The sequence below is a fragment of the Nodosilinea nodulosa PCC 7104 genome (assembly GCF_000309385.1).
GTDB classification, from domain to species: Bacteria; Cyanobacteriota; Cyanobacteriia; order Phormidesmidales; family Phormidesmidaceae; genus Nodosilinea; species Nodosilinea nodulosa.
In genome coordinates, this window is sequence record NZ_JH976537.1 from 24,282 (window position 1) to 47,445 (window position 23,164).

The window sequence follows — 23,164 nt, forward strand, 5'->3', positions numbered from 1 at the left end:
CTTTCTCCCGTTCGCGGTTCCCGACGTTTAGTCCATTTCAAACCAGTCGTTACCCCAGCCGTTATCCCGCCTCTATGGACAGCCTCATTACCTCAGCCCGACCCCAGTGGGGTGCCCCGCGCCGCCGGGGGGCCGCCCCACTGACCATGACCGCCACCCGCTGCTGCGTCTGCGACAGCGATGACGCCGCGCCGATGGCGGTGGGTGAAGATTTTGAGTACCGCACCAGCCCCGACTATTTTTTGGCGATGCAGTGCCGCCGCTGCGGCCTGGTGTATCTCAACCCCCGCCCCAGTAACGAAACTCTGGCCCAAATCTATCCGCCCGACTACCACGCCTTTGAGTTTTCGGCTGAGGCCTTTGGGTTTGTCTATCGGGTGCGGCGCTGGCTCGAGGCCCGGCGCCTGCTAGCGTACTGTCGCGGTCTACCGGCCCAGGCCCGCATTCTCGATGTGGGCTGCGGCGATGGCTTTCACCTCGATTTGCTGCGGCAGTACGGCCAGCCTGACTGGCAGCTGGAGGGGGTAGACCCCAGCCCCCTGGCGGCTACGGCTGCCCAGCGGCGAGGGCTACAGGTGCACCACGGCACGGTTCAAACCGCTGATTTGCCCTCGGCCAGCTACGATTTGGCCTTTATGATCGCCACCATTGAGCATGTCGACGACCCGGTGGCGGTGGTGCGGGCGGTGCGATCGCGGCTCAAGCCCGGCGGGCGACTGGTGATTGTCACCGACAACACCGCCACCCTCGATTTTGCTCTGTTTAAGCGACGGCACTGGGGCGGCTATCATTTTCCTCGCCACTGGAATCTGTTTAACCCGGCCACCATTCGCGCCCTGGCCAGTCGGGTGGAGATGGATTTGGAGAGTCTAGGCACCCTGGTCAGCCCGGTGAACTGGGTCTATTCCATCCGCAACAGCCTGGTGGACTGGGGCGCCCCCGCCTGGCTGATCAATCTGTTTAGCCTCAAGTCAACCCTGGCCCTAGGGGTCTTCACCATAGTCGATATGGGGTTTCAAACCGCTGGTCGAGGGGCGCTGCTGCGGGTGGTCCTCAGACGCCCCTAGGACCAGACTTTAGCTGCCGTTGAGGAGCACTACCATGGCAAATTTCGAGGCAAATTCTGACTGCCGTGCCCCCGTGGCCGTTCTCGGCGCGGGCCTGGCCGGCCTCGCCGCCGCCGCCAGCCTGCGCCGCCGGGGCCAATCGGTAATCGTCTACGAGGCTGGTAAGGCGATCGCCGGTCTGGCCCAGAGCTTTCACGACGACGACGGGTTTACCTACGACTTCGGCGCCCACTTCATCACCAATCGCCTGGCGGCGGCGGTGGGCATTGGCGATCGCTGCCGCACAGTGCGCTACTACGGCGAGTCGGTCCATATCCACGGCCGCACCTACGGCTATCCCTTTGGCCTGCTGGGCAATCCCCGCTACCTGCGCGACGGCCTGGCCAGTCGGCTGCGGCCCGCCGATCCCCATTTGGTCAACCGCTCGGCCGCAGACTGGTTTCGCTACACCTACGGTCGCGCGCTCGCCGACGAGGTGGCCCTGCCCCTGCTAGAGGCCTGGTCGGGGGCTCCGGCGGCGGAGCTGTCGGCGGCGGTGGGTAACAAGCTCCAGGGGGGCATTGCCCAGGCCCTTTACCTGAAGCTGGCCGCCAAGCTGAGCGGGCGGGCGGTGGCCAACGGCTACAGCCACGAAATGCCCGAACACCCCCAGCTGTGGCACGTCTACCCCGAGGGCGGCCTGGGTACCCTCTGCGCCCAGCTCGCCCAGGGTTTGGAGTCAGCCATTCACCTGGAAACTCCGGTCGAGGCCATTTTAGTCGAGAACGAGCAGGTTCAGGCGGTGCGGGTCAACGGCCAGGAGCAGCCGGTTTCTGCGGTGATCAGCACCGCCCCCTGCCCGCTGCTGGCCCGCCTGGTTAAAGGGAGCGATCGCGTCGCCGCCATGGCCCGGTTCCGCTATCGGCCCATGGTCTTTGTCAACCTGCGCCTGGAGGGTCGGGGGCTGCTGCCGGATACGGTGCTGTGGCTGCCCGAAGCAAAGTTTCCCACTTTTCGGCTCACTGAAACACCCCTGTCGATGCCCTGGCTGGCCCCGGAGGGCAAAACCCTGATCACCGTCGATATTGGCTGTCAGGTGGGGGACGCGATCTGGAGCATGGACGACGAGAGCCTGGGCCAGTTTTGCCTCGACCACCTGGAACCCCTAATTCCAGACATTCGGCGGCGCTACCTGGGGGCGCGGGCGCTCAAGACCCCGATCGCCTACCCGGTCTACCTGAACGAGTACGAGGGCGATCGCCAGCGGTTTGAGGCCGGTACCGGCATTGCCGGACTCTACAGCCTGGGCCGCAACGGCGAGTTCGCCCACATTTTAATGGAGGACATCTACTGGCGCACCCAGGATCAGACCCGGGCGCTGAGTTCTCCTCCCGCCTCGAACGCTCCAGCCTCTACCCTTGCCCTGGTGAACTAAATGGTCCTAACCCCGAAGCCCAGACGGAAACCGATTGCCAGCCTCTCCCTCGACCTCGACAACCAGTGGTCCTACATGAAGATCCACGGCGATCCGGGCTGGGAAGCGCTGCCCTCCTACCTCGATGCGGTGGTGCCCCGCGCCCTGGCGTTGCTGGCCGACTTTGGCCTCACCATCACCTTTTTCATCGTTGGGCAGGATGCCGCCCAGCCCAAAAATCACCGTGCCATTCGGGCGATCGCCGCAGCGGGCCACGAAATTGGCAACCACTCCTTTCACCACGAGTCGTGGCTGCACCTGTATTCAGAGGCCGAAATTGAGCAGGAGTTGGCCAGCGCCGAACGGGCGATCGAGCCGCTCACCGGCAAAAAGCTGCGCGGGTTTCGCGGCCCCGGCTACAGCTTTTCGCCCGCCGTGCTCAACGTGCTGGCCCGGCGGGGCTACCGCTACGACGCCTCAACGTTTCCCAGCATTTTGGGTCCCCTGGCGCGGGCCTACTACTTTATGACCGCCAAGCTGAGCAAGGCCGAGCGCGAAAAACGCAAGGCTCTGTTTGGCAAGGTCAGCGACGGGTTTCAGCCCCTGAACCCCTACTGGTGGCAGATGGCCGACACCACCCTGCTGGAGATGCCGGTCACCACCATGCCCATCTTCAAGGTGCCGATTCACTTCAGCTACATCTTATATATAAGTGTGTTTTCGCGGCCCCTGGCCCTGCTCTACTTTCGCACCGCTCTGCTGCTGTGCCGCCTCACCCGCACCCAGCCTTCGCTGCTGCTGCACCCGCTCGACTTTTTGGGGGCAGAGGACGTGCCGGAACTGGCCTTCTTTCCGGCCATGAACCTGCCCAGCGACCACAAGCTAGAGACGCTGAGGGGCGCGATCGCCCTGCTAAACCGCCAGTTTAGCGTTGTGCCCGTGGGCCAGCACGCCGAGCTAGTGGCCGAAACGCGTCGCCTGCCCCACCGCCCGCTCGCCCCCACCCTGGCCAAAGCCCTATGAGCCACCGCGCCAGACTTTTACGCCGCAGTCTATACCTGGCCATGGTCGCCGCGCTGACCGTGACGCTGCTCACCTGGGCGCTGCGCGATGCCCGGCCTGGGGAAGTCTGGGCCAGCCTGCGCCAGGCCCACTGGGGCTGGGTTTTAGTCGGCTGGCTGGCCTACATGGCGGTATTTTGGGTGCGGGCCTGGCGCTGGGGCACCCTGCTGTCGGGCAGCGTGCGGCCCGGACGGTTTCGATCGCGTCTAATGGCCACCTTTGTCGGGTACGGGGCCAGCAGCGTGCTGCCCGCCCACGCCGGAGAATTTGTCCGTTCGGCCCTGCTCAACCGCCTGGATGCGGTGCCCTTTGGCCCTTCCCTCGGCACCATTGTGGTCGAGCGCCTGCTGGATGTGGGCGTGGTGTTTGGCCTGCTGGTGTTGGCCGCAGCGGCAGGCGGGCTACCCACCGACTCCCTGGTGGTGGAGGCGCTGGTTTGGCTGGCGACAGCGATTGTGACGGTTTGGCTGCTGCTGCTGCTGTCGGCCCGCTTTCCGGAGCCTATTTTGGCCGCCATTGCCGCTCTCTGCCGCCGCCTGGGGCTGGCTGGCTTTGGCCAGTGGCTGACGCGCCTGGTGGGTGGATTTTTAAATGGGTTAGAGGTGCTGCGGCAGCCCCGTCGCACCGGCATTGCCCTTGGGCAGGCGGTGCTGAGCTGGGGCCTCAATGGCATTACCTACTGGGCCGTTTTGAAAGCGCTAAATATTGACATAGTGGGAGTTTGGGGAGCCTTTTTTACCCAGAGTGCCACCGCCCTGGCGATCGCCCTGCCCTCCTCCCCCGGCTACATTGGCCCCTTTGAAGCAGGGCTACGCTACGCCCTCGGACTCTACGGCGTGCCCGTAGATCAGGTGGTTGCCTACGCCGTTATTATGCGGTTTTTGATGTACATAACCGTGCCCGTCATCGCCGCCGCCATTGCCCTCAGCCTGGGCCTGCGTACCGCCGACTTCACGCCCAAGCGGCAGCCATCCACCGCTCGGTCGATGCCGTCGGCTCCCCTGTCAAAATCGTCCCCGCCCCAGGGGTGAGCTTTGACCAAGCGGTCTGACCGTGGTTCACTTCCCTCAGCAAATCGCGATCGCAACAGTTCAAACCGCTCAAATTCGGAGCGCTTCAGGCCTTGCGGTGGGGGCATTGCTCGCCGCAGTTGCTATAGCCATAGTCACGCTGGTTAGGACATCCAGAAACCCTATGAGCGTTCGAACGTTGAGCGTTCATAGAAGATATGTCTTAGCCAGACTGGCTACAGCTATATTAGTAATGCAGGCTTTCTGGGATTTTCTTGGGTTTGAAGTCCAGATGCAGTGGTTGTCGTGTTTTGCCCACGCCGGAGCACCTTGGTGTCTTGAAAGCAGCTATTTGTTTTGGCCTAAAATTTTGGCATCCTGCGGTGCAATACGTTAACTGAAAGCGCGTTATCGCAATCAGCTAAGCGCTGTTTTTTTCTGGCAAGTACTTTTTAGATAGAGGCGCTGGTGCCGAAGATGTTGGCCAGGGGTATGCCTAAAGGTGCTCTAACTAACTAAAAACCTATAGGATTGCAGCCCAAAGGGGATAACGCTTACGGCCTGCCAGGCCATCTCGTTAGGCCAGGCGACTCGCCTAATACTCACCATGGCTGACAACTGGTAATATTTACAGCAATATCTTCGCGCGGGAGGGCATTTTTAACCTTAGTATGGTCAGCGGTCACTAGGTAGCTATTAGGCGGCTTGAAAGTACCCTCGGCCCATTTCTGGTAATGCTTACTGTGTGATGGTTTTGACGATTAAAGATAGGAGCCAATATTCTGAGCTTAGAAACCCTTCAAAATCCCAAAAGCGCTGTAGATATTTGGCCCCATTTCTACAACGCCTTGAAAGCCTATCTGGGGCGATCGCGTTCGTGTCCATCTCAAGGGATGATGGCTGCCATCGCGCACGGTCTAACCCGGTGGCCATTCAAGACTGTTCGCCAAGGCCAGCAAAGGCAGACATTGCTCAACCGGCACAGCTATACCTATAGTCTCATGACACCTATAGTCTCATGACTATAGGCAGCGCCATGTGCTAGAGCTGAAGGCGTCAGTAAACTGGACTGTGGTTTAGTTGTTGGCCTCTTGTCGGCAGTATTAATTGGTGTCTAAGTTTATCAAAACGATAATGAGCGCTCAGGCAACTAGGCCCAAGGATACTATTCTTGTTGTTGACGATACCCCCAGCAACCTACAGCTGCTTTTGTGGGCATTGACTGAGGAAGGCTACGAGGTGCGCTGCGCTCGAAGCGGGCAAATGGCCATCTCTGGCGCCCAGGCCACCCCTCCCGATCTGATTCTATTAGACATCCTCATGCCTCAGATGGACGGCTATGAAGTCTGTCAGCACCTGCGTCAAAACACTCAAACCTCCGAAGTTCCGATTATTTTTCTGAGTGTGTTGGAGGATGGTTCTGACAAGGTCAAGGCTTTTAGCCTGGGGGGAAACGACTACATTGCAAAACCCTTTATCATCGATGAGGTTTTAGCTCGGGTTCGGCATCAGCTGGTCCTCAAACAGCAGCGCCAGGCGCTTCAGCGCAACACCCAAGAATTGCAGGAGGCTTACCTGCTGATGACGGAGGTCGTCAACAGCCTGGGCGATGGAATTGGGGCATTTCAAGCCGTTCGCGACGGGCAGGGCCAAATTGTTGACTTTACCCAGCAAATAGCTAATCCATCGTTTGATCGCTTAATTAGTTGCGCAGTCGATCGAGATGCCGCAGACGCAGCAGAGCGAATTGCCCAGGAGCAAATGGCCCGGTTAGCCACCGTCGATCTGTTTGATCTGTACGTTCAAGTGCTAGAAACTAACCAGACTATTCAGCAGGAAATATCCTGCCAGCAGGGCAGGAATCAGTATTGGATTGAGATATTTCCCACTGAACTTTGGGATGGTGTTATCACCAGTTTGCGCGATATCAGTGAGATTAAAAAACAGATTGCTGCCCTGGAGTCAGTTAAGCAGGAAATGTATGCTTTAGCGACTACAGACAGTTTGACCCAGATCGCTAATCGCTACTGTTTTGATGCCTACTTGCAGGCGGAGTGGCAGCGTTTGGTGCGCGAACAGCAGCCCCTGTCATTACTGATTGGAGACATCGATAAATTTAAGCGATTTAATGATCTCTGCGGACACAGTATTGGCGATCGCTGTCTGCGGGCCGTGGCCCAGGCCATTCAGTCGGCGGTCAGGCGCCCAGCGGATTTAGTCGCCCGCTATGGGGGCGAAGAGTTTGGCATTGTATTGCCCAATACTCCGCTCCGGGGAGCGCTACAGCTTGCCAACACGATTCAAGCCGCTGTGCGCGGCCTGCACTTTACCGATGCGCCCGTGGCTGAGTGCGAGCAGGTTCGCCTGAGTTTGGGCATTGCCTGTACCCTACCCCAGGACGATCAGCTGCTTCAAAACCTGATAGACGCCGCCGATCGAGCCCTGTATCGCGCTAAAGCCCAGGGGGGAGACACCAACTGTGTCGAAATGATCTGAGCCCTTCTAATGTTGCTCCACCTTATGCGTAGAAATCTTCTGGTCGGCCTCACCGCACACATTTTTGTCACAATACTACGGGAAAATTAGGCAGATCTGAGAGTTAGATTGCAGCGAAAGCCAGCGGCCCAGGCTGGTCTAAGGGTGATTTTGTGGGGCATGTTAGGATTGCGCCTACACATTAGGCGTGGTCTATGTGTGATTTCATTGATCGTTTTACAGGGGAATCTCAACCCACAGCCTATACCTTAGACTGGGTTCTGAGGCTCGCTAAGGCTACATTTCAGAGGTTCTCCACCATGCCCAACCCTGGCCCCGTCGTCTCATTTCTGCTGGAATCTGCCGCTGCGCAGACCCAGCTGCGGTCGGTGCTAGAGGCCGCAGCGGTCTGGCGAGGGCAGGCCGCTGCGGGGGTTGAGGCTTTTGCGATCGCGCCAGAGGCAGCTCCAGAGACACCAACGCACTGCCCGGATGTAATTGTGCTGGACAGGCCCAGCTATGCGGCCCAGAGGCAAGCCCTGGAGGCACAGTGGGGCGACAGGGCTCCCGCCCTGGTGCTGCTGCTGGAGGAGGGCGACTTGCCCCAACCCGCAGACCTCGAAAACGCCGACATTGCCGATTTTTTGGATCGCTCCCAGCTCAGCGGCCCTCGCCTCTGGGTGACCCTGCGCAACCTCTGGCGGCAGCGCCAGCTCCAGCAGCGCCTGGAGGAACGAGAACTGGGCATCGAGGGGCAGCTGGCCGCCTCACCGCCAGACCTGACTGGGACTATAAGCCCTACAACAGGTTCTCAAGGCCGTTTGACAAGCACCGCAGAAAACGCCCGCGATGAGCACAGGGCGCGCTTCAATGCCCTCTACGAGCAGGCCGCCGTGGGCATTTGCCTGTCCGCCGCCGCCTCTGAATCTGTGCTCGCCGCCAACCGGTGGTTCTGCGATTTTTTGGGCTATACCGAGGCCGAGCTGCGATGTATGCAGTATGCCGACTATAGCCACACTGACGACATGGTGACCGACCGGGCGCTGATGGCGCAGCTGACGGCGGGCGAGATTCCCCATTTCACGATGGAAAAGCGCCTATTCCATAAATCGGGGGCCATGCGGTGGGTCATTCTGACCGTTTCTGCGGTGGAGGCATCCGCTGGGTCGCTGACCTATAGCGTGGCGGTCATTCAAGATATTACGGAGCAGAAGCGGCTGCAAGCCGAGCAGCGCCAGGCGGAAATTGCCCTGCAAGAGCATCGCAACTTCTTGCAGACAATTTTGGACAATTTGCCCGTCAGCCTGTTTGTCAAAGATGCCCGCCCCGATCGCTTTGGTCAATTTGTGCTGGTCAACCCAATCTGCGAGGCCTACTTTGGGCGCACCCGAGGGGAGATCTTGGGCAAGACCGACTACGATTTGTTTGCGGCTGATGCGGCTGATGCATTTGCCGCAAAAGACCGGGAAGCGATCGCCGATCGCGCCAAAAAGCACTTCGAAGAGCAGATCGATCGCCCCCACCTCGGGCACCAGATCTTACAGACCATCAAAGTTCCGCTGTACGACCTAGAGGGGCAGCCCAAATACCTCCTGGGTATTTCCCAGGATATTACCGAGACAAGGAAGGCAGAACTGGCGCTGCGGGCCAGCGAGCGTAAGCATCGGGCGTTGATCAACGCGCTGCCCGATCTAATTATTCGCATGAGCAGCGAGGGGGTGTACCTCGATTTCTTTGCCGCCACCAACATGATTGTCGTCGATGGCGAGAGCCTGGTTGGCTCGGGGATTTACGATCGCGGCCTGCCCCATGACCTGGCGGATCAGCGCATGGGCTACATTCGCAGGGCGATCGCCAGTCGGCAGCTCCAGGTTTACGAGCAGGAACTCTTCAACGGCGAAACCACCGTCGTCGAAGAGGTTCGGATCATTCCCTGCGGGGACGATGAGGTCTTGATCATCGTTCGAGACATTAGCGATCGCAGCCGGAGCGAAGCCGAGCGCCAGCGGGTCGAGCAGGCTCTGCGCGCGAGCGAACGCCGCTATGCCACCCTCACCGAAGGCTCCCCGGTGGGGATTTTTCGCTTTGATGCGGCAGGGCAATGTGTGTACGTCAATCCGCGCTGGTGTGAGCTGACCGGACGATTGCCCGAAGAGAGCTACGGCGACAGCTGGATTCAGGTGCTGCACCCCGACGATCGCGATCGCCTGCTGAACACCCTGAAGGGGGCCATCGCGCAGCAGGCGGCCTATCGAACCGAAGGGCGGCACCTGTTTCCCTGTGGCACAATCACCTGGTTTGACTGCCAGATGGTGCCAGAATTTGACGACCGTGGTCTTTTCTTAGGTTACGTCGGCACCCTTTCTGATATTACCGATCGCAAGCAGCTAGAGGCCGAACTCCAGCGGTCTCAAGCCTTTCTGCGCAGTATTTACGACGGCACCGAAGTCGCCATTAGCGTTTTAGAGGTAATGGCGGATGGCAACTACCGCTATCTGGATGTCAATCCCGCCACCACTCGGTTGGCAGGGGTAGATGCTGATTTTCTTCACGGTAAAACCATTGCCGACCTGCAACCCTTTCTCACTCCGGAAGACTACACTCAGCTCCTGGAGCACTACCGCCACTGTGTAACCACCCAGCAGTCGATCCAGTTCGAGAACGCTACCTCCGTAAACGGTCAAGACGTCTGGTGGCTAACCAAAGTGAATCCCTTGGTCAATGCTGAGGGCGAGGTGAATCAACTGATTATTTCGGCTATTCCCATCACCGATCGCAAACAGGCTGAACTGGCCCTGCGAGAGAGCGAACGCCGCTATGCCACCCTGACGGAAGCATCCCCGGTGGGAATTTTTCGCTTTGATGCCAGCGGTAAATGTGTGTACGTCAATTCGCGCTGGTGTGAACTGACCGGGCGATCGCCGGAAGAGGGCTACGACGATGAATGGATTCAGGTGTTGCATCCGGAGGATCGCGATCGTCTGCTGACATCCTGGGCCGAGTCGCTAGCCCAACAAGCTGACCATCGAGAGGAAGGGCGGATCCTGTATCCGGATGGCACCACCCGTTGGTTTGACCTGCAAATGGTGCCCGAATTCGATGATCATGCCCATTTTCTGGGCCATATCGGCACTATTTCAGACATTACTGCTCGCAAACAGGCTGAACTGGCCCTGCAAGCGAGCGAGCGCCGCTATGCTACCCTTGCCGACTCTGCGCCGGTTGGCATTTTCCGGTTTAACCTGGCGGGGCAATGTATCTATGTCAATCCGCGCTGGTCTGAGCTGACCGGACGACCGGCAGAATTCGCCTATAGCGATAGCTGGGATGAGGTGGTTCACCCCGACGATCGCGATCGCCTGCAAGCCGCCTGGATCGACGCCGTTAGCCAAGGGATTGGCTCGCGCGGTGAGGGGCGGCATCTGCTCCCCGATGGCACCATTACCTGGTTTGACTGCCAAATGGTGCCCGAATTTGATGAGTACGGGCTGCTCTCAGGCTATGTCGGCACCATTACTGACATCACCGATCGCAAACAGGCTGAGCTCCACATTCAAGAAATGTCTCAGCGCCTGGCCCTGGCCACCACCTCGGCGCAGATTGGCATCTGGGACTTTGACGTCGCCTGCGATCGCCTACTCTGGGACGACCGCATGTACGAACTCTACGGCATGACGCGATCGGAGGCTGAAAATCGGTACGTCAACTGGAAGCAGGCGATTCACCCCGACGATGCAGAGGCGGTGGAGGCTGCCATTCAGGACGCCCTGAGCGGGCAGAGAGACTATCACCCCAACTTTCGCATCGTCTTGCCCGATGGCCAGATTCGCCACATTGAGGCCCACGCCATTGTCACCCGCAACGCCGAGGGTGCCCCCGAGCGCATGATTGGCGTGAACTGGGATATCAGTGAGAGGGCGCGACTCGACGCCGAACGCAGGCAGGCAGAGGCGGCGCTTCAGCAGGCCTACAACGAGCTGAACCAGCGCGCCGCCGAGCTGCGGTCAGCTAACAGGGCGTTGCAGGAGGCGCTAGAAGAACTCCAGGTGGCCCAGGAAGAACTGCTGCAGCAGAACGAAGCGCTAGACCTGACGCGCCAGCAAACCGAAGCCGAAAAACAGCGGTACCAAGATCTGTTTGATTTTGCCCCCGACGGCTATTTGGTCACCGATATAACCGGCTCAATTCAGGAGGCCAACCAGGCGATCGCCGCGCTGCTGGAAGTAGTGCCCCGGCTTTTAGGGCAGAAACCGCTAAGCCTTTATATCGACGGCCCCGATCGCCCGGCATTTAGAAGCTGGCTCAACGAGCTCCATCAGCGGCCTTGGGGGCAAAAGCTGCAAACCGAGGACTTTCACCTGCGCACCCAAACCAACGCCCTTGTGCCTGTGTCAATCACGGGCATGGCCATTGACCCTGGGCCAGGGCAGTCGGTCAAAATTCGGTTGTTGGTTCAGGATATTAGCGATCGCAAAGAATCTGAGCTTGCCCTCCAGGCCAGCGAAGAGCGCCATCGGGAGTTGGCCGCCCGGCTATCCTCCATCTACGCCAATGCGCCTAGCTATATTTATGAGATCGCCCGCGACGGCACAATTTTGTTTGTCAACCGCACCTATTCTGGCGTCACCGATGAGCAGGTGATTGGCACTAACCTGACAGATTGGTTTCCTGAGCAGCAGCGACCCGAGGTAAAAGCCCTGATTGCCCAGAGTTTTGACACTCTGGTCACCCAAAGCCTGGAGTGCGATGTGCCAGATATCCAGGGCAATGTGCTGTCTTACGCCATGCAAATAGCCCCGATGCCAATGCAGGGCGAGGCGCAGCGGGCGGTTCTCATCGGTACCGACGTTACCGATCGCAAGCAGGCCGAGCTAGCCCTACAGCGAACCGCCGAAAAGCTGGAACAAACCCAGCATATTGCCAAACTAGGCGGCTGGGAGCTAGACCTGCAAACCTGTAAAAGCTACATGTCGCTTGAAGCGCTGGCCATTCATGGCCTGCCGATTGAGGGCGATCTCCCCTCCGCCCTCGATGATCCAGATTACTACCTCAACTTCTACGCCCCCGAAGCCCGCCCTGTCATTCGGGCGGCCCTGCAAGCCGCGATGGAAACCGGCGAACCCTACGATCTGGAGCTGCCTTTTGTCACCCTGCAAGGTCGGCAAATTTGGGTGAGAACCAGCGCCCAGCCCGTGATGGAAAACGGGGTTGTCACCCGCATCAGCGGCATTTTTATGGATATTACCGAGCGCAAGAGTGCTGAACTGGCGCTTCAGCAGCTCAACGAAGAGCTGGAGCTGAGGGTGCAGCAGCGCACTCAGGCACTGGAGCGATCGGAGCGCGATCTTCGCACTATTTTCAACAACGTCTACGACGCGATTTATATTCATGCCTTAGACGGCACTATTTTAGATGTCAACGATCGCGTCCTAGAGCTACATTGCGCCACCCGCGATCAAGTTATTGGTGCTCAGGTGCCAATAATAGCCGCCGCCCATGCCCCACTCGACCAGATTCCAGAGCTACTTCAACGAGCACAGGCCGGAGAGACGCTTCAATTTGAATGGCCCTGTCGGCGGCTGACCGATAACACGACCTTTGATTCAGAGGTTTCCCTACGGCAAGTTACCCTCGGCGATCAATCCGTTATTATCGCTGGAATGCGCGACATCAGCGATCGCAAGCGCGACGAAGCGGAACGCAAGCAGGCCGAAATAGCCCTGCAAGAGTCCCAGCGCTTTCTCCAAACGGTGCTCGATACGTTTCCCCTGCGCGTATTTTGGAAAGATCGGCAATCTGTCTACCTGGGCGGCAACATCAAGGCTGCCGAAGTCTGTGGGTTTGACTCACCCGCAGACATGATTGGCAAGACTGATTACGATATGCCCTGGGGCGAAACCGAGGCAGAGCTCTATCGAGCCGACGATCGAGCGGTGATGGACTCTGGCCAAGCAAAATTAGGCATCATCGAGACGCAGGTGCAGGTCGATGGCTCGCAACTCTGGATCGAAACCAACAAGCTGCCTCTATATAACCTCGATGGTGAGTTAGTCGGGGTATTGGGCACCTATTACGACATTACTGAGCGCAAACAAGCTGAAGCTAATTTGCGAGAAAGTGAAGAACGGTTTCGTGCCACCTTTGAGCAGGCCGCCGTGGGCATGCTCCGGGTTAACCTGGATGGCTATCTGGTGCAGAGTAATCAGAAGTTTTGCGACATTTTAGGCTACGCCTCCCCTGACGACTTGGTCTCAATGCACTTTGCTGAGGTTACCCATCCCGACGATCTTGCCGCCGACCAGGCCAATATCGATCGCCTGCTGGCGGGCGAAGCCTCGACGTTTACTATGGAAAAACGCTATCTCCGGCAAGACGGCAGCGCCGTCTGGGCCAACCTGGCCGTTTCCCTCGTGCGGGGCCTGGAGGATGAACCGCTCTACTGGATTGCCGTTATTCAAGACATCAGCGATCGCAAGCAGGCCGAGGCTGACCTGCAAGAATCGCGCAACATGCTAAAGCTGGTGCTCGACGCCATCCCCCAGCGGGTGTTCTGGAAAGACCGCGAGTCGAGATTTTTGGGCTGCAATCCCGCCTTTGCCAACGACTATCAGCTCACCCCGGCCTATATCGTGGGTAAAACTGATGCCGAATTGCCCTGGGCCGACTGGGCCGAACTGTATAACAACGACGATCAGCAGGTGATCACGGCGGCGACCCCTAAGCTCAACTACGAAGAACCTACGGTCGATCTGCACGGCGAGCAGATTTGGATACGCACCAGCAAGGTGCCCCTCACTAACAGCGAAGGCGAGGTGATTGGGGTGCTGGGCTGCTACGACGACATCACCGATCGCAAGCGGGCTGAGGAGGCGGTGCGCGACAGTGAAGAACGCCTGCGGCTGGCGCTGACCGCCGCCAATCAGGGACTCTACGACCTCAATACCGTCACTGGCGAGGCGATTGTCAGCCCCACCTATGCCACCATGCTGGGCTATAGTCCAATCGATTTCAACGAGACCAATGCCAAATGGCTAGAACGCCTGCACCCCGACGACCACGAGCGGATTGGGGAGGTCTACCGCGCCTACGTTGCCGGTGAAATTCCCGCTTACAAAGTTGAATTTCGCCAGCGCACGAAAAATGGCCGCTGGAAATGGATTCTCTCGGTGGGCAAAATTGTCGCCTGGGATGACAACGGACAGCCCCTGCGCATGCTGGGCACCCACACCGATATCGATGATCGCAAGCAGGCCGAAGCCGCCCTGCAAACCAGCGAAACCCGCTTTCGTCAAATTGCGGAAAACATCAAAGAGGTGTTTTGGCTAACCACCTCAGACCATGAGGTGTTGTACCTCAGCCCGGTTTATGAGCAGGTCTGGGGTCGATCGCCCGAGGCAGAAACCAAAGAAACCTTCTTAGACACCATTCACCCCGACGATCGCGATCGGCTGGAGGCATTTATGGGCCAGCTTACCCAGATGTCTCACCAGCCGCCGCCTGGCCACGCCGCCGAGATCGAGTATCGAATTATTCGCTCCGATGGGGCCGTGCGCTGGATTCGCGATCGCGCCTTCCCCGTTCTCGATGACCAGGGCCAGCTTCAGCGCATTGCCGGCGTTGCCGAAGACATCAGCGATCGCAAACGGCTGGAGCAAGACCAGGCCCGCTTGCTGCGTATTTTAGAAACATCGTCGGACTACATTGGCATAGCCGAACCCGATGGCACCAGCATTTGGATAAATCGACAGTTCAAGCTGCTGCACGGGCTACCGCTAGAGGCAGACACCGCCCGACTCCCCATCGGCACTTACCATCCCCAGTGGGCCACGAACGTGATTCAGCAGGAGGGCATTCCCACCGCCATGCGTGACGGCATCTGGGTCGGCGAAACGGCTCTGCTCACCCCAGACAAAGCAGAAATCCCGGTGTCGCAGCTGATTTTGGCCCACCCTTCACCCACCGGAGAAATCGAGTACCTCTCCACCATCATGCGTGACATCAGCGCCCTCAAACAGGTAGAGCAAGCCTTAAAAAAGGCCAATGCCGACCTCGAGATCCGGGTGGCCGAGCGCACCGCTGAACTGGTCGAAGCCAAAGAGGCCGCCGAGGCCGCCAACCGCGCCAAAAGCATCTTTTTGGCCAACATGAGCCACGAACTGCGCACCCCGCTCAACGCCATTTTGGGCTTTAGCCAACTGATGGGCCGCGATGCCACCCTGCCCAGCAGACACCTAGAAGAACTGCAAATTATTGGCCGCAGTGGTGAACACCTGCTCACCTTAATCAACGACATTTTAGAAATGTCTAAGATTGAATCGGGCCAGGTTGTCCTAAATCCAGACAGCTTCAACCTGCCGCAGCTGCTAAACAGCCTGATGGACATGCTGCGCCTGCGGGCCGAGTCAAAAGGTCTGGCCTTTGAACTCCGCCACCATGCCACGCTGCCCGAATACATCCGCACCGACAACCAAAAGCTGCGCCAGATCCTGCTAAACCTGCTCAGCAATGCGATTAAGTTCACCCAGGTCGGCTACGTCATTCTTCACGTAAAGCCGGGTCAGCCGCAGCCGCAGCGCAGCGAGGGTTGCATCGAGCTGGCCCCAGAGGCAGAGGCCAATGCGACCATGGTGCCCCTGCGCTTTGAGGTCGAAGACAGCGGTATGGGCATCGCTGCCGACGATCTAAACCTGATCTTTGAACCCTTTGTGCAAACCACCAGCAGCCGCCAAGCCCAGGAAGGAACCGGACTGGGGCTGCCCATCAGCCGCCAGTTTGCCCATTTGCTGGGAGGGAACCTGGAGGTCAGGAGCCAGCCCAATGTCGGCTCAACCTTTGGGTTTGAAATTCCAGTACAGGTGGTTGACGCAGCGGCGATCGCTCCCGCTGAACCACCCCAGCGGGTACGGGCGATCGCCCCCGACCAGCCCAAATATCGCATCTTAATTGTTGAAGATAACTGGGCCAACCGGGTTTTGCTGTACAACCTGCTCACCGACCTCGGCTTTGACGCACAAACCGCCACCAACGGGCAAGAAGCCGTCGAGCAGTGGCGCAGCTGGCAGCCCCAGCTCATTTTTATGGATATTCGCATGCCGGTAATGAATGGCTACGAAGCCACCCAGGCCATTCGGCAGCAGGAAGCCTCCCTGCCCCAGGCCCAGCCCAGGCCCTTGCCCACCAAAATCATCAGCCTAACGGCGGGGGTGTTCCAGGAAAATCAGGGCGAATCTGCTCAGGTTGGTTTCGATGACTTTATCAGCAAGCCAATCAAAGAAACCGAAATAACGCGCGCCATTGCCCAGCATTTGGGCGTTCGCTACCTGTACGACACAGATGCCGTCCGCTCAAATTCTGCCGCGCCCTCTGGCATTTTTCTAACCATTGAAACCCTCCAGGCACTCTCCCTAGACTGGCTTACCCAGTTCCAACGCGCCCTAATCCATCTCAACCAGGAGCAAATGCTGGCCCTAATTGCCGAACTCCCCCCCCATCAGACTTCCATTGCCCAGGCGCTAGGCCGCAAGGTCCATGATTTTGACTACGAGCTACTGCTCGATCTCACCCAGTCCATCCTGCAACGTTAACCCTGACAAAACCCCCGAAAGAATTAACAACCGCATTAGAGTATCGGTACAGTAAACAGCCCCCACCTGGCGTCCTAGCTTCCCTGGGCACCCTAGGCTCGCGGCTCTGCCGCCTCAAATGAACGGCAGCGCCCCAGGCGAGCATTCCAAAGCAGAGCCCTGGAACGAGAGGGAGTGAATACTGAACCGACGTTCTTATAGCTAAAGCCAAACCTGGTTGACTAACAAAACCCTTGAAATCCTTATGTTGCCGTAGTGTTTTGTCGAGCTTTAATTTGTAGGTTGGTTGGAGCGCTAGCGGAACCCAACAAAACCGCTACTGGTGTTGGGTTTTGCTTCGCTCAACACCAACCTGCACCAGGACTTTTGTCGGGCAATCAGGAGCCAAACAGGTTAGGAGATTTCAGCTATTTTGGGACGCGACTCAGGGGCGTGGCGAAGTGTCACAAGAATGTCATTTTCCTGGTTTAGGATAGACAGATTTATGCCTTCAAAATCAGAAAGCTATAGCTATAGTCACCTAGGTTAGGGCATCCAGAGATGGTCGAATATTGGAACGTTTTGAGGGAAAATGTCTCAACCGGACTAGCTATAACTTCAACTTTTAGTCTTTATTGGCGCAAAGAAAATTCTTATTAATATAACCCTTGTTGCGCATAAATGCCGATTTTTTAAACCTAAATCCGTGTCAAAACTAAGCTATAGGTGCACCGCCAGGTTATATCAGGAAAGCCGATAGAACATGTTTTTTACCCAAACTAGCTCAATAGACTCCAAAAAGCTAGATATCCCAGAGGCAAGGTCAACCGACATTTTAGTCTTTAAAGAAGAAAATAAAATCGTCGTCAAAAAGCTGGATAAAGAAACCCTAACCATTGGCCGCAGCTCTGACGACGATGTTCTACTGCGCTCAAAAGGAGTTTCCAGGTGCCATGCAACCGTGTACTTTTCTGAGGGCGCCACCTGGATTATCGACGGTGATCTCAAGGGTCGAGTTAGCACCAACGGGCTATTTGTAAATGGTGCTAAAGTCTCTGTATACAGGCTTAACCAGTATGATGTAATCAGTTTTCAGAGAGGCGTTTATGCCCTTTTTCTGAGCCAAAAAAGCTGCTCGGGGACCGTTAACTACCTGGAAGAGGCAATTCAAAACCTGGCCTATTTTATTGCCGGTAAAAATGCTGAAGGCATACCGATCGATCAGCTTAGCCTCCTTGACCAAAGCACTCAGGCCACGGTATTAAATGCAGAAAGAGCCCCTTTGATAGACAGCTTAACTCGACTGCCTAATCGAGAAGCTTTCTTCACAAGGGTCCAAAAGTCTCTGGAGTTCAGGAATAAAATCCTGTCAGACTATAATTTTGCCGTGCTGTTTATTGATGTCGATCGCTTCAAGATGATCAACGACAGCCTGGGGCATTTAGTGGGCGACGATTTTTTGATTCGGCTGGCCAGAAGGCTGAGTCGCTGCCTGCGAGAAGGGGATATGGTTGCGCGCCTGGGGGGAGACGAGTTTGCAATACTATTAGACGACCTTCGCTCTTTTAGTGAAGCCATCGATATTGCAAAACGACTCCAGCAGTCAGTATCAAAGCCTTTAGATGTTGCTCCCCACGAGCTGTATCCCAGCGTTAGCGTTGGTATAGCCCTAAGCTCCCTGGGCTACCAAACGGTAGAAGAGATTATCCGAGACGCAGATACAGCCATGTACCACGCCAAAAACACTGGCAGGTCAAGGTTTGTTGTCTTTGATACTGAGATGCACCAAAAGGCAACAAATTTACTCCGATTGGACAGCGATTTAAGGCGAGCTATAGACAAGCGACAGCTGGAGCTTTACTATCAGCCGATTGTTTCTCTGGCAGACAAAAAGCTCATTGGTTTTGAGGCCTTACTGCGCTGGAATCATCCAGACAATGGACTGATTGGCCCTGATACTTTTGTACCTATGGCAGAGGAAGCCAATCTAATTTATCAAATTGGTCAGTGGGTGCTGGATGAAGCCTGCCTACAGCTGAGCCAGTGGAAAGCGAACCCTGCCATTAAAGATTCCCTATCGGTTAACGTCAACATTTCATCTAAACAGCTGACCGAAAGCCGTTTGGTCGATCGTCTTCTCGCCACGGTAAGAAGACATGACATCAGCCCTGATGCGCTCCATCTTGAGGTGACCGAGAGCATTCTGATGGAAAACACCGTTCAATCTCTCAGGCTTTTGAGTCAGCTCAAGCAGGCTGGCTTCAAGCTGGGGATCGATGATTTTGGCACCGGATACTCGTCCTTAAGCTATCTAAACAGGTTCCCTGTCGACATCCTCAAGGTGGATCGATCGTTTATTTCACAAATAGATAAGTCCGGGAAGAATACCAGCGTTAATATTACCAATTCAATCATCACCCTGGCCCACAGTCTTGGCGTTAAGGTGGTGGCTGAGGGAATTGAAGGGCTATATCATTTGGCCTGGCTTCAGCAGCAAAAGTGTGACTATGGGCAGGGATTTCTATTTTCAAAGCCCCTGACGGCGGAGGATGCCACCCGGTTTGCTGAAAAGGGGCTGGACTGGACCTGGAAATGCTAGAGGCTGTTATCAATTAAACGCCAATGGCCTAAGAATTAGCGGTTACAGCCCTTAGGCTGTCTTTTGGGTCGGGCGTGGCAACGCCTATGGCGTAAAGATTGTAGCGAGAATTGAGGACCCGCCCTAGGACACGGCAATTGCTCCGAGCTTTTGCAATCCTGCGATCGCCGCCGCGCTCAATCCGGTCGCTCCCTGAATCTGCATTCCTTCGTAGAGGCGATCGCCCCTGAGGGTGGCGATCCAGCGCTGTTCGGCCACCGACCACAGTTTGACCAAACCATCTTCTCCGCCGGTAGCCACCGTCTGCCCGTCGGCGCTCCACCCCACCGACCACAGCAAACACTCGTAATTGCTCAAGATGGTCTCGCAGACTCCGGTGCTGAGGTCCCAAATTCGGGCGGTGCGATCGGTGCTGCCTGAGATCAATTTTTGCCCGTCGGGGCTGAACTGAATGTCCCAAACCCGGTTATCGTGGCCCTGCAAAATGCTCAAACACTCGCCGGTGGAAACCTGCCACAGACGAATGGTGCGATCTTCGCTGGCGGAGGCCATCAGAGCGCCGCTGGGGCTGAACTGGATCTGAGTAATGCGATCGGTGTGCCCCGCCAGGGTGAGGCCCAACTCGCCGGTTTTTAAATCCCAAAACCGCAGGGTCTGATCTTCGCTGCCAGAGGCCAGCCATTGCCCATCGGGGCTAAATTGTAGGGCCACTACATCGCTGGCATGGGCCTGCCAACACTGAAGGCAGTAGTGGGTCGTCGGATCCCAAAGACAAATTGCGGCATCGCCGCCGCCGCTGGCCAAGAGATGGCCGCTGGGGCTCCAGGCCACCGCCCAAATGCGATCGTGGCGGTGGCCACGCAGGGACTTTATGGGGTTGCCGGTGGTTGTGTTCCAGAGCTGCACGGTGCCATCGTCTCCAGAGCAGGCCAGGGTTTCACCATCGGGGCTCCAGGCCAGCTCCCAGATCTGCCGGGCGTGGCTGTTTAACCGCCGCAGAGGTACGCCAGTTCCCCGCCGCCAGAGCCACACACTGCCGTCCTGATGACCGCTGGCTAGCTCGGGGCGATCGGCCGCCAGGGTGGCGCAGGGGTTCCAGGCCACCGCCCAGGCGCTGGTGGTAAACCCCTGCAAAAACCTCAGGGCATGGCCAGAATCGGTATCCCACAGGCGCAAGAGCTGGTCGACTCCGCCGGAGGCCAGCAGCGGCTGGTGGGGGTGCCAGCCGAGGGCAGAAACCCCCATGGGGTGGGCCTTTAGTACTTTTACCCTGGTGCCTGTTGCTACATCCCAGAGGCGAATGGTGCGATCGCGGCTGCCGCTGGCCAACCGCCGACTGTCGGCACTAAACCGCAGCGACCAAATCCACTCGGTATGGCCGACTAAAACCTGAACCGCGTGATCCCCCTGGGCCTGCCAAAGGCGCACCGTACCGTCCTCGCCGCCGCTGGCCAACCACTGGCCATCGGGGCTCCACTCCACTGCCCAGAGGCTATCGCTATGGCCGGTCAGCACCTGGCTTTCCCCGGTGCCCAAATCCCACAGGCGCAGGGTGCCGTCGGCGCTGGCCGAGACCAGGGTGGACCCGTCAGGGCTCCAGCACACCGATCGCACGCTGTCGGTATGGCCTCGCCAAACCTGCCGCAGTTCCCCGGTGGCGGCATCCCAGAGATGTACGTTGTGATCTTCGCTCCCCGTCGCCAGCAGCGCGCCCGTGGGGTGCCACCGAACCGACATCACCAGATTTTCGTGTCCTTCCAGAACGGCGATTTCCTGCCCGGTGTGGGTGTTCCACAGGCGAGCGCTGCCATCCATGCTGGCGCTGGCCAGGAGCTGGCCGCTGGGGCTCCAATCTACCGACATGACCCGGCTGCTGTGGCCCACAAACAGAGATTGCGTTTGCAGGTCGCTGGTGCCGTGAATTCGGACGCTGCCGCTGCTGTCGCCCACCGCCAGCCGCTGGCCATCGGGGCTAAAGGCCAGGGCCAGCACAATGCCAAACACATCGGCAAAGCGACTTTTGCGGAAGTGAGCACCTGTGAAGCGCACCCGGTGCAGCGGGGTCGTTTGCAGGTAGGCCTGCCAGATTGGCAGCCCCGAAAAATCGTAGCCAGTCAGGTCTAGGCCGAGATAAGTGACTAAATCAATCCAGTTGCCGGTGCCGTAACCCTGCTGGGTCCACTGCTCCAGCGGCCGCAGCAGGGCCAAGACCCTTTGAAGCTGCTGCTCTAGGGCCTCCGGAGCGCCAAAGGCACTGCGCAGGCGCTCAGCCAGGGGCTTCAAAATCAGCCGCACCTGGGCCTGGCGAACGTAATCTCGGACGGTGGTTTTGACCAGGGCGTAGCGGCTGAACATCGGCAGCGGCAAGAGCGCCGGGGAATTTGCCGCCGCCAGGCGGGGCAGGGGGGTGGCCCCGCTCAATTCGTCGTAAATGGCATCGAGCAGGTGCGCCAGCACGTATTCCATGATGACGGGCTGCTGGCTGTAGCGATCGCCCTCCTGCTCCAGCAGCGATCGCCAGCGCAGGGACTCCAGCGCCTGCAATACCTCCGCACGATTTGCCCCCGGCAAAAGATCGGCGACAAGCTCCTCCGCACTGGTCCACTCGCGGTTGATGGCAATCCAGTAGCTGACCGTGCGCTCCAGGTCGGACAGCCGACTGAACTGCTGATCTAACAGCCAGCGCACGCCACTGAAGACCCGCATTTCCTGGGCTAAAAACAATCCCAGGTCGCCGCCAAACAGATCCTCAATGGAGGCTGCCACAATGTTTAGCACCAGGGGATGGTGATCGTAGTGCTGGCTTAGGGCCTGTCGCTGGGCTTCGCTGCCGGTCAGCTGTTTAGACTGCAAGATGCCCTCGGTGACGGTGGCAGACCCGGTCAGAGCAAAGATTCTGACCGGGGCACTGTCTGCGGCGGCAATAGCCACATCAAAGGGTTTTTCGCGGCTGGTGAGCACCAGGCAGCTGGCGTGGCTGGCCGACCCCACCGCGCTGAGCAGCTCGCCGTAGGCTTCGTACCCGGGCTGGTAATGGCCTGCGGGGCTACCGGTTTGCAGCACCGCATCGAGGTTGTCCAACACGATCAGGCAGCGCCGACGGCGCAGCTGCTCCATCAGATTGGGCAGGATAGGTTCCAGGCTCTGGTGGTCCGACAAAAACGTCACCAGCTCCCCCAGCAGCAGCTCGAAGGGCGGGGCCTGGCGCAGCGATCGCCAGATCACCGCGTCAAACTGAGGCGCTACTCGGTGAGCCAGGTGCGCTACCAGAGTAGTTTTGCCCACCCCCCCCAGACCCAGCACGGTGACGCTGCGGCAGCCTTCGCTCTGAATCCACTGGGTCAGCTGGGTCAGCTCATCCTGGCGCCCATAGAAGGGTTCTCCATCGGGGGCAGTTCCCCAGTCAGTGTGTGGCAAGCCCTGCCTGGGCGCTGGCGCAGCGGCAACCATCTCCGTCGGAGACTGAGGATAATTCAAGTCCTCAGGATCTAGCGGTACCTGAAAGGCCGAAAAACAGAGCTCCAGGGTGCTGAGATCGACGCTGAACTGACGTTTCAGCACTTTTCTCACGGTCTTGGGGGCAATGCGAATGTAGTCGCCTAGCTCCTGTAGATTTAGCCGTCGTCCCTCAAACTCCCTCTGCTCGGTAGCGCGGATGGCAGCGCGCAGGCGAGTTAACCCTCGGGGCGACAGCACCGCCCCCCGCAATCTGCGCTGGGATGATTCTTTTGCTTCTTCAGCCATGGGACAGTCTAAGGGTGCGGCGGAGTTTGGAGCGTTAGCCAGCCTTAAAAAGGCGCTTAAAAGGGCAATCTTACCCTGGCCCTATTCAGCTTCGATGCTATATCTATAGGACTTCCCCCAGGAGGCTGGCGCAGGACCAGCCCCTCTAACCGTTGTTTTTCAGATTAGCCATTCATGATCTTTCAGATTAGCGACGCAGACATCCAGCTATTTCAGATAAGCATATAGCCCCGGTATTGTCGGGTGTAGCA

The 23,164-nt window shown here is 58.0% G+C and carries 8 protein-coding genes; 7 read left to right on the forward strand and 1 reads right to left on the reverse strand.

Annotated elements, in window-relative coordinates; translation table 11 throughout:
- Nucleotides 1–74 precede the first annotated feature (74 nt).
- The 7 genes from LEPTO7104_RS0100095 (at nt 75) to LEPTO7104_RS32050 (ending at nt 19,169) form a co-directional block, all read left to right on the forward strand.
- On the forward strand, nt 75–1,067 hold the full coding sequence (locus tag LEPTO7104_RS0100095) for a class I SAM-dependent methyltransferase (protein ID WP_017296505.1): 993 nt from the start codon (nt 75–77) through the stop codon (nt 1,065–1,067).
- Nucleotides 1,068–1,101: 34 nt separating this feature from the next.
- Entirely contained in the window at nt 1,102–2,481 is a 1,380-nt protein-coding gene (locus LEPTO7104_RS0100100) for a protoporphyrinogen/coproporphyrinogen oxidase (RefSeq protein ID WP_017296506.1), read from the forward strand.
- On the forward strand, nt 2,482–3,483 hold the full coding sequence (locus LEPTO7104_RS0100105) for a polysaccharide deacetylase family protein (protein WP_017296507.1): 1,002 nt from the start codon (nt 2,482–2,484) through the stop codon (nt 3,481–3,483).
- Entirely contained in the window at nt 3,480–4,553 is a 1,074-nt protein-coding gene (locus LEPTO7104_RS0100110; RefSeq protein WP_083886967.1) for a lysylphosphatidylglycerol synthase transmembrane domain-containing protein, read from the forward strand. Before LEPTO7104_RS0100105 ends, LEPTO7104_RS0100110 begins: the two co-directional genes overlap by 4 nt.
- Nucleotides 4,554–5,666: 1,113 nt before the next feature.
- Nucleotides 5,667–7,028, forward strand: a complete 1,362-nt coding sequence (locus tag LEPTO7104_RS0100115; RefSeq protein WP_017296509.1) for a diguanylate cyclase domain-containing protein — start codon at nt 5,667–5,669, stop codon at nt 7,026–7,028.
- A gap of 299 nt (nt 7,029–7,327) precedes the next feature.
- Entirely contained in the window at nt 7,328–16,591 is a 9,264-nt protein-coding gene (locus LEPTO7104_RS39715) for a PAS domain S-box protein (protein ID WP_017296510.1), read from the forward strand.
- Nucleotides 16,592–17,333: 742 nt separating this feature from the next.
- Nucleotides 17,334–19,169, forward strand: a complete 1,836-nt coding sequence (locus LEPTO7104_RS32050) for an EAL domain-containing protein (RefSeq protein ID WP_017296511.1) — start codon at nt 17,334–17,336, stop codon at nt 19,167–19,169.
- Between the two features lie 123 nt (nt 19,170–19,292).
- Here the strand turns inward: LEPTO7104_RS32050 and LEPTO7104_RS0100130 are convergent, their stop codons facing one another.
- Entirely contained in the window at nt 19,293–22,913 is a 3,621-nt protein-coding gene (locus LEPTO7104_RS0100130) for a WD40 domain-containing protein (RefSeq protein WP_017296512.1), read from the reverse strand.
- Nucleotides 22,914–23,164 lie beyond the last annotated feature (251 nt).

Excerpts from the sequence above, each read along its gene's own strand:
- LEPTO7104_RS0100115 (WP_017296509.1), top strand. The coding sequence starts at position 5,667 with ATGAGCGCTCAGGCAACTAGGCCCAAGGATACTATTCTTGTTGTTGAC.
- LEPTO7104_RS32050 (WP_017296511.1), top strand. The coding sequence starts at position 17,334 with ATGTTTTTTACCCAAACTAGCTCAATAGACTCCAAAAAGCTAGATATC.
- LEPTO7104_RS0100130 (WP_017296512.1), bottom strand. The coding sequence starts at position 22,913 with ATGGCTGAAGAAGCAAAAGAATCATCCCAGCGCAGATTGCGGGGGGCG.
- LEPTO7104_RS0100105 (WP_017296507.1), top strand. The coding sequence starts at position 2,482 with ATGGTCCTAACCCCGAAGCCCAGACGGAAACCGATTGCCAGCCTCTCC.
- LEPTO7104_RS0100095 (WP_017296505.1), top strand. The coding sequence starts at position 75 with ATGGACAGCCTCATTACCTCAGCCCGACCCCAGTGGGGTGCCCCGCGC.
- LEPTO7104_RS0100110 (WP_083886967.1), top strand. The coding sequence starts at position 3,480 with ATGAGCCACCGCGCCAGACTTTTACGCCGCAGTCTATACCTGGCCATG.
- LEPTO7104_RS39715 (WP_017296510.1), top strand. The coding sequence starts at position 7,328 with ATGCCCAACCCTGGCCCCGTCGTCTCATTTCTGCTGGAATCTGCCGCT.
- LEPTO7104_RS0100100 (WP_017296506.1), top strand. The coding sequence starts at position 1,102 with ATGGCAAATTTCGAGGCAAATTCTGACTGCCGTGCCCCCGTGGCCGTT.